The organism is Streptomyces flavofungini (genome assembly GCF_041028215.1).
GTDB classification, from domain to species: Bacteria; Actinomycetota; Actinomycetes; order Streptomycetales; family Streptomycetaceae; genus Streptomyces; species Streptomyces flavofungini_B.
Genome location: NZ_JASKYR010000491.1, coordinates 1 through 6,430 on the forward strand (window position 1 = coordinate 1; position 6,430 = coordinate 6,430).

The window sequence follows — 6,430 nt, forward strand, 5'->3', positions numbered from 1 at the left end:
CGATGGACTCCAGCTGCACCATGAGGTTCATCTTCGACTCGCCGACCACGCGGTCCTCGAAGTGGATCGGCACCTCCATGACGCCGAAGCCGCGCCGCAGCGCCCGGTACTTCATCTCGACCTGGAAGCTGTAGCCCGCGCTGTCCACGGAGGCGAGGTCGATGGCGCGCAGCGCGTCCGCGCGCCAGAGGTTGAAGCCGCCGGTGATGTCGCGGACGCGGGTGCCGAGGATCGCGCCCGCGTAGACATTGGCCCAGCGCGAGAGCAGCTTGCGGTGGGCGCCCCACGCGGCGGAGAGCGTGCCGCCCTGGACGTACCGGCTGCCGACGACGACACCCGCGTCGGTGGCGAGCGCGACGCCGAGCAGCTCGGCGGCCTTGGCGGCGGGGTGGCTGCCGTCGGCGTCCATCTGGAGGACGTAGTGCGCGCCATCGGCGACGGCCTGGGCCATCCCGGCCGCGTAGGCCCGGCCGAGGCCGTCCTTCTCGGTGCGGTGCAGCACGCTCATCCGGGCGCTGCCGTACCGCTCGGCGAAGCGCTCGGCGATGGCGCCCGTGCCGTCGGGGCTTGAGTCGTCGACGACGAGGAGCCGCAGGCCCGGCAGCGGGAGCGCCATCAGGGCCTCGGCCATGCCGGGCAGGCTGCCCGCCTCGTTGTACGTGGGCATGACCACGGTCATCGGGGTGGCGGCCCAGGACTCGGGCAGCCGCGCGGCGAGTTCCTCGCCGAGGTTCTCAGGGGTGTTCACGCTCATGACTCAAGCCCTTCGGTGGTCCGTGGTCGTCGCGCTGCGGATCTCGTACCTCCGTCAGACAATCTCACCAACCTTAGCCCAAATGCCCGAATTGATGCGGTATGGCGAATCTCATCACCCATTCCGCGCCACTCAGGCAGCCAACCAAGGCCCTACCGAAGACGCCACGGCGCACACCCGCGTTGCGCACGCCACGAAAGACACGGCAAGGGGGCGAGACACGGAAAAAAGGGGGCGCCCCGAGCCACAAGGCCCGGGGCGCCCCCTTCCCCTCTGCGCTTACCGCCTTTTCGGCGCTTACCGCCCGACGCCGCTACGAGTGCGTGCGCAGCAGCGTGCGCATGGTCCGCATCGCGACCGACAGGTTGGCCAGGTCGAAGGAGTCCGAGCTCTGGATCTCCTCCAGGGTCGTCCGCGCCCGGCTCAGGATCGGGGCGTTCTTCTCCTCCCAGGCCTTGAAGCGCTGCTCCGGCGTGGACTCGCCGTTGCCCGCGGCGAGCACATCGGCGGTGAGCGCGGCGTGTGCCGCGTACAGGTCCTCGCGGATGGAGGCACGCGCCATGGACTGCCAGCGGTCGGCCCGCGGCAGCTCGATGATGCGGTCCATGAGCTGGGTGATCCGCAGCCGGTCGGCGAGGTCGTAGTAGACCTCGGCGACGGCCATCGGGTCCTTGCCCATCCGGTCGGCGACGGCCACGATGTCGAGCGCCGGGAACGCCGAGGAGAACCCGGCGACGCGCTGGGCCAGCTCGTCGGGCACGCCCGCGCCGGTCAGCTCGTCGCGGATGCCCTGGTACCACTCCGAGTCCGAGCCGCGCAGAAGCTGCGGCAGCTCGTCCCAGACTTGGGCGACGCCCTCGCTGAAGAAGCCGATGGTCTCGGCGAGCTGGAGCGGCTGCGGCCGGTTGTTGAGCAGCCAGCGCGCGCCGCGCTCGACCAGTCGGCGGGAGTGCAGCCGCACCCGGGTCTGGACGTCGGCGGCGACGACATTGTCCAGCGCCTCGACCGCGTCCCAGACCTTGTTGAGGCCGAAGATCTCACGGGCGGCGAGCTGCGCCCGCACGATCTCCTCCAGGGAGGCCCCTGTCTCCTCCCGCAGCCGGTGCAGGAAGGTCGAGCCACCGGTGTTGACCGTGTCGTTGACCAGGACAGTCGTGACGATCTCGCGGCGCAGCGCGTGCCCGTCGACCTGCTCGGGGAACCGCTCGTGCAGCGCCTTCGGGAAGTAGGCGTGCAGCAGCCGCTGGAGGTAGGGGTCGTCCGGCAGCGACGTCTGGATCAGCTCGTCGGCGGCCGTGATCTTCGTATAGGCGAGGAGCACGGCCAGCTCGGGCTGGGAGAGCCCGCGCCCGGAGTTGAGCAGCTCGCGGATCTGCCGGTCGTTGGGCAGGAACTCAAGGCTCCGGTCCAGGTGGCCCTGCTTGCCGAGCCTGCGCATGAAGCGCTGGTGGGCGTGGAGCAGGGACGGCGACTGGGCGACGGCGTTGGCGAGGGCGGTGTTCTGCGCGTAGTTGTTGCGCAGCACCAGGTGCCCGACCTCGTCGGTCATCTCGGCGAGCAGCTTGTTGCGCTGCTTGACGGTCATGTCGCCGTTGGCCACCACCGCGTTGAGCAGGATCTTGATGTTCACCTCGTGGTCGGAGGTGTCCACGCCCGCGCTGTTGTCGATGGCGTCGGTGTTGATGCGCCCGCCGTCGCGCGCGAACTCGATGCGCCCGAGCTGGGTCAGACCGAGGTTGCCGCCCTCGCCGACGACCTTGACGCGCAGTTCGGCGCCGTTGACGCGGATGGCGTCGTTGGCCTTGTCGCCGACGTCGGCGTTGGACTCCGCCGACGACTTCACGTACGTACCGATGCCGCCGTTCCACAGCAGGTCCACGGGGGCCTGGAGGATGGCGCGCATCAGGTCGGCCGGGGTCATCTTGGCGACGTTGCCCTCGATGCCGAGCGCCGCGCGGATGTGGCCGTTGAGCTGGATCGCCTTGGCGGAGCGGGGGAAGATCCCGCCGCCCGCGGAGAGCAGCTCCTTGTCGTAGTCCGCCCACGAGGAGCGGGGCAGCTCGAAGAGGCGGCGCCGCTCGGCGTAGGAGGTCGCGGCGTCCGGCTTGGGGTCGATGAAGATGTGCCGGTGGTCGAAGGCGGCGACCAGGCGGATGTGCTCGGAGAGCAGCATGCCGTTGCCGAACACGTCACCGGACATGTCGCCGACGCCGACGACCGTGAAGTCCTCGGACTGGGTGTCGGTGCCGAGCTCGCGGAAGTGCCGCTTGACGGACTCCCAGGCGCCGCGGGCGGTGATGCCCATGCCCTTGTGGTCGTATCCGGCGGAGCCGCCGGAGGCGAAGGCGTCGCCGAGCCAGAAGTTGTACGACTCGGCGACCTGGTTGGCGATGTCGGAGAACGTCGCCGTGCCCTTGTCGGCGGCGACCACCAGGTAGGTGTCGTCCTCGTCGTGGCGCACGACGTCCGCCGGGGGCACGACCTCGCCCCCCACCAGGTTGTCGGTGATGTCGAGCAGCGCCGAGATGAACGTCTTGTAGCTGGCCACGCCCTCGGCGAGCCACGCGTCGCGGTCCACCGAGGGGTCGGGGAGCTGCTTGGCGACGAAACCGCCCTTGGCGCCGACGGGCACGATGACGGTGTTCTTGACCATCTGCGCCTTGACCAGGCCGAGGATCTCGGTACGGAAGTCCTCGCGCCGGTCGGACCAGCGCAGACCGCCGCGCGCGACCTTGCCGAAGCGCAGATGCACGCCCTCGACACGGGGTGAGTACACCCAGATCTCGTACGCGGGGCGGGGCGCGGGCAGGTCGGGGATGGCCTGCGGGTCGAACTTCATGGAGACGTAACTGTGCGGCTTGCCGCCCTCGGCCTCCTGGAAGAAGTTGGTGCGCAGCGTCGCCTTGATGACGGTGAGGAAGGACCGCAGGATGCGGTCCTCGTCCAGGCTCGCCACCTGGTCGAGCGCGCCGTCCAGCTCCTCCAGGAGCCCGTCGGTCAGCTCGGTGCCCGCGCGCTGGCGGTCCGGCGACATCCGCGCCTCGAAGAGCGAGACGAGCAGCCTCGTGGTGTGGACGTTGTTGCGGAGGGTGTCCTCCATGTAGTCCTGGCTGAACGTCGAACCGGCCTGGCGCAGGTACTTGGCATACGCGCGAAGCACCATCGCCTGGCGCCAGCCGAGGCCCGCGCGCAGCACCAGCGAGTTGAAGCCGTCGACCTCGGCCTCGCCGGTCCAGGCGGCGGCGAAGGCCTCCTGGAAGCGGTCGCGGCCGTCGTCGCCGAGATAGTCGCCGTTGTTGCCGGGCGCCTTGGGCATGCGAAGCCCGAAGTCGTAGATCCACGCGTGGCTGCGGTCGGCGCAGCGCAGTTCGTACGGGCGCTCGTCGGTGACCTCGACGCCGAGCCGCTGGAGCACCGGGAGCACGGCGGAGAGGGAGACCTGGCCGCCGGAGCGGTAGATCTTGAAGCGGCGCTCGCCGGGGGCCGCGCCCACCGGCTCGTACAGGGAGAGCGCGAAGTCCTTGTCGCCGTGGCCGAGCTGCTCCAGGTGCTGGAGGTCGGCGACGGCCGCGCGCGGGGTGTGGTCGGCCTTGTAGCCCTCGGGGAAGGCGTGGCCGTAGCGGCGGATCAGCTCGGCGGCGCGCTCCTCGCCGCACTCGGCGGTCAGCGCCTCGGCGAAGCCGTCGGCCCAGGAGCGCGCGGCCTCCACGAGCCGCCCCTCGATGCGCTCGACGTCGGCGTCGGAGAGGTCGGGGACCTCGCCGCCCTTGGGGACGCGCACGACGAAGTGGATACGGGAGAGGATCGACTCCGTGTTCCAGGCGGTGAAGTCGACGCTCGCGCCGTTCAGCTCCTCCTTGAGGATGTCGATGATCCGCAGCCGGACGCCGGTGGTGTAGCGGTCGCGCGGGAGGTAGACCAGGGCGGAGTAGTAGCGTCCGTACTCGTCCTTGCGCAGGTAGAGCCGCAGTCGGCGGCGCTCCTGGAGGTAGAGCACGCTCGTCACGATGGACCGCAGCTCGTCGGCGGGCGTCTGGAAGAGCTCGTCGCGGGGGTAGGTCTCCAGGATCTGGAGCAGGTCGCGCCCGTCGTGGCTGTTGGCCGAGAACCCGGCGCCCTTGAGGACCTCCTGCACCTTGCGCCGGATGACGGGCACCCGCCGCACGGACTCGGTGTACGCGGCGGACGAGAAGAGGCCGAGGAAGCGGCGCTCACCGACCACGTTGCCCTCGGCGTCGAACTTCTTCACGCCGACGTAGTCGAGGTAGCTGGGGCGGTGGACGGTCGCCCGGCTGTTGGCCTTGGTCAGGACGAGGAGCTTGTGCTCACGGGCCTTGGCTCGGGCGTCGGCGGGCAGCCGGTTGAAGGACGGGCTCACCGGGTGGTGGTCGTCGCCGTCGTGCTGGGGGTCGGCGCGCAGGACGCCGAGGCCGGTGCCGGGGACGGCCGCGAGGGAGTCGTCGTCCGTGAGGTTGTACTCGCGGAAGCCCAGGAACGTGAAGTGGTTGTCGGCGAGCCAGCGCAGCAGCTCGCGGGCCTCCTCCACCTCCTGCTCGGGCAGGTCACCGGCGGTGGGTTCGCCGGGCAGCTCGTCGGCGATGCGCAGCGCGGCGTCGCGCATCTTCTCCCAGTCCTCGACCGTCTCGCGCACGTCGGAGAGGATGCGCAGCAGATCGGCGGTGATCTGCTTCAGGTCGGCGCGGTCGGTCTCGCGGTCCATCTCGACGTGGATCCACGACTCCACGAGCGCGTCGTGCGGACGCTCGCCGCCCGCGTCGCCGGGCAGGACCTCAAGGAGCTTGCCGGTCACGTCACGGCGTACGACCACCTGGGGGTGGATGACGACGTGGATGCCACGGCCCTGGCGGGAGAGCTCGTTCGTGACGGAGTCGACGAGGAAGGGCATGTCGTCGGTGACCACCTCGACGACGGAGTGGCTGCACGTCCAGCCGTTCTCCTCGACCGTCGGGGTGTGGACCCGCACGTTGGCCGTCCCCTGGGGCCGGTTCTCGGCGAGCCGGTAGTGCGAGAAGGCTGCTCCGAAGACGTCGACCGGGTCGCGGTCGGCGAGGTCCTCCGGGGCGGTGTGCAGGTAGTAGCGCTGGAGGAACGCGAGAGCCGTGTCCTGGTCCGGCGTGGCCCCGCTCGTCGTCCCGGTCGGTGCACCGCTCGGTAGGCGCCCCCCGACCGGGCTGTTCTCAGCTACCCGGGCGGCCCGCGCGAGCAGCTCGGCCTTGGCTTCGTCCAGCTTGGTCTGCATTGTCCTCTGACTCCTGTCGCGCGCCGTTGCGTGACGTAGAAGGAAGTGATGTGACGTAACGCCGCGGCGCGGGGTCTCCGGCCGGAATCGACGTTATGCCGCGGTGAAAGAAGAGCGGACGGCTTTCCGCCATTTTCAGCGATTTCACTGGTTCCGGTGGTTTCGCTGACGGATGGCTGGGTTGGCTCGGTCGGCCGTACCGCGAAGAAGCGTCAGCGAGGGCCCGGGCACGGATGTCGTCCGTGTGTCCCGGGCGCAGGGCGGGGGCGTCCATGCCCCCGCGGGATATCGCGCTGATCACGGGTCAAGGCTATCGCTCCGCACCCGGAAGCCGTCATGAGCCGTATGTGTACAAAAGCTGGGCCCGAACATGGACAGTCTGCACAGTCCCGCTCTTGCGCGATCAGGGCCCCGCC

At 70.0% G+C, this 6,430-nt stretch carries 2 protein-coding genes; both read right to left on the reverse strand.

The window, feature by feature from the left end; all coding sequences use genetic code 11:
• Positions 1–754, reverse strand: a 754-nt coding sequence (locus AB8Z36_RS27855) for a polyprenol monophosphomannose synthase (RefSeq protein ID WP_369216141.1), incomplete at its 3' end; no start/stop codon positions are given.
• Positions 755–1,067: 313 nt separating this feature from the next.
• Positions 1,068–6,014, reverse strand: a complete 4,947-nt coding sequence (locus AB8Z36_RS27860) for an NAD-glutamate dehydrogenase (protein ID WP_369216142.1) — start codon at positions 6,012–6,014, stop codon at positions 1,068–1,070.
• Positions 6,015–6,430 lie beyond the last annotated feature (416 nt).

Excerpts from the sequence above, each read along its gene's own strand:
- AB8Z36_RS27860 (WP_369216142.1), bottom strand. The coding sequence starts at position 6,014 with ATGCAGACCAAGCTGGACGAAGCCAAGGCCGAGCTGCTCGCGCGGGCC.